General features: G+C 69.8%; 3 protein-coding genes. All 3 read right to left on the minus strand.

Annotated features, from left to right (window positions below; genetic code table 11):
- On the minus strand, positions 1-545 hold a 545-nt coding region (locus BAY1663_RS22540; RefSeq protein ID WP_037045315.1), incomplete at its 3' end, for a condensation domain-containing protein.
- Positions 542-1,414, minus strand: coding sequence for an isochorismatase family protein (locus tag BAY1663_RS22545; protein WP_037045318.1), 873 nt, complete (start codon positions 1,412-1,414; stop codon positions 542-544). The genes BAY1663_RS22545 and BAY1663_RS22540, both read right to left, overlap by 4 nt.
- Positions 1,415-1,426: 12 nt before the next feature.
- Positions 1,427-2,169 (minus strand): AMP-binding protein (locus BAY1663_RS22550; RefSeq protein WP_037045320.1); only part of this gene is annotated, 743 nt, incomplete at its 5' end.

The following is a 2,169-nucleotide window of genomic DNA, read 5'->3' on the forward strand; positions in this document are numbered from 1 at the left end:
CGCCCCTGGGCGTCGCGCGTGGCGTCCTCGGCGAGCACCTCGGCGTAGCGGCCGAAGCCGCAGGCTGGCGCCGGCTCGCCGCGCACGGCGGCGCCGTAGAGTTCGGCGATGCGCTGGTAGAGCAGGTTGGTGCCGTAGCCGTCGAGGGCGATGTGGTGCACGCAGCTGTAGAGGAAATCCTGCCCGGCGGCCTGCAGCAGCACGAAGCGGCAGGCCAGCTCGCGCTCCAGGTCGAACGGCTGGCGGATGTCGGCCATCGCCCAGTCGCGCACCCAGGCCTCGGCATCGGCGAACGCCGGCACGTCCAGCCGTGCCACGTCCAGCGGCAGTTCGCAGGGCTCGAAGAATACCGCCTCGCCGTCGACGACATAGCGCCCGGCCAGCGCCTCGCATTCGCCCACCGCCCGCCGCACGGCGGCGATCAGCAGCGGCACCTGCACCTTGCCGGCGAAGGCGATGCATTCGGCGGTGTTGAACATGGCGCGGTCTTCGTTGAGCAGGTAGCCGTACCACAGGCCCTGCTGCGCATTGCCCAGCGGTCTCATGCGGCACCTCCGTGCTGCTGGATCTGCGCCCACCAGCCGTTGAGGGTCGGCGTCTTGGCCAGGTCGGTGAAGCTCAGTTCCAGCCCCTGCTCGCGCCATTCGCTGAGCAACGCCATCACCTGGATCGAGTCCAGGCCGTAGTCCAGCAGGTTCTCGTCGGGGTCGAACGGCTCGTCGATCTCGTCGAGCATGCCCAGCAGGCGCGCCTGCAGTGCCTCGCGGGTCAGCGCCAGGCGCGCCGCGCGGCCCAGTTCGAGCACCTCGCGGCATTCGATCACCCGGCCGCAACGGGTGGCCACGTAGTTCAGCGCCATCTGGTGATCGGCCTGGCTGAAATCGGCGATGCCGTCGGCCAGCAGGAACGGCTGGATGTCGCGCATGAAGGCGTCGCAGGCGGTCATCAGGCAGCCGATGTGGCCGTAGATGCCGCCGATGATCAGTTGGTCGCGGCCCAGTTCGCGCAACATGTGCTCCAGCGGTGAACGCTGGAAGGCGCTATAGCGCCATTTGACCAGCACGGTGTCGTCCGCCGCCGGCGCGAGGCCGGCGACGATGCCCTGGCGCGCCGGGTGCTGGGTGAGGCCCGGGCCCCACATGTCGTTGAGCAACGCCCGCTCGCCGGCGGCCTGCTGGCCAGGCTGGGCGGTGTAGACCAGCGGAATGCCGAGCGCCTTGCAGCGTTCGCGCACGGCGGCCAGGCGCTCGACCAGCGCGATGACGAAGGGGCTGTCCGCGCCCCAGAAGTCGCAGAAATAGTCCTGCATGTCGTGAATCAGCAGCACCGCGCGGCCAGGTTCGACCGGCCACTGGACCTTGTTCACCGCCCATTCGGCCGGCAGTGCGTAAGGCGTGAGAGAGGGAATAGCCATGATGCGAAGTCCTTATTCGGTAACGGTCAATCGTTCGGAGAGGTGGCGGCGCAGGCGGGTCTTGTCCACCTTGCCCACCGCCGTCATGGGCAGCGCGGCGACCCGCTCGATGCGGTCCGGCAGCTTGTAGTCGGCGAGCCCGAGGCCACGCAGGTACTTGCGCAGGGCGACGCCCTTGAGCGCCGGGTCGGCGCTGACGACGAAGGCGCAGCTCTTCTCGCCCATCGTCTCGTCGGGCATGGACACCAGCGCGGCGTGGGTAACGGCCGGGTGCGCCATGAGCAGGTTTTCCACCTCCTCGGCGGCGATCTTCTCGCCGCCGCGGTTGATCTGGTCCTTGATCCGCCCGACCACCACCAGGTAGCCGTCCGCGCGCCGCTGCACCAGATCGCCGGAGCGGTAGAAACCCTCGGCGTCGAAGGCCTGGGCGTTGTGTTCCGGGCTCTGGAAGTAGCCGCGGATGGTGTAGGGGCCGCGGGTCAGCAGCGCGCCGACCTGCCCCGGCGCCACCGGACGGCCGTCGCGGTCGACCACCCTGACCTCGTCGTCCGGGCTCATCGGCCGGCCCTGGGTCAGGTAGACGTGCTCGTCGTCATCATCCAGGCGGGTGTAGTTGACCAGCCCCTCGGCCATGCCGAAGACCTGTTGCAGGCGGCAACCGAGCACCTGCGGGATGCGCCGCGCCTGCGCGTCCGGCAACCGGGCACCGCCGACCTGCAGCAGCCGCAGCGACGCCAGCTCGGCCTCGTGGCCGG

The sequence above is a fragment of the Pseudomonas sp. BAY1663 genome, from assembly GCF_000582595.1.
In the GTDB taxonomy this organism is placed as follows: domain Bacteria; phylum Pseudomonadota; class Gammaproteobacteria; order Pseudomonadales; family Pseudomonadaceae; genus Stutzerimonas; species Stutzerimonas stutzeri_AF.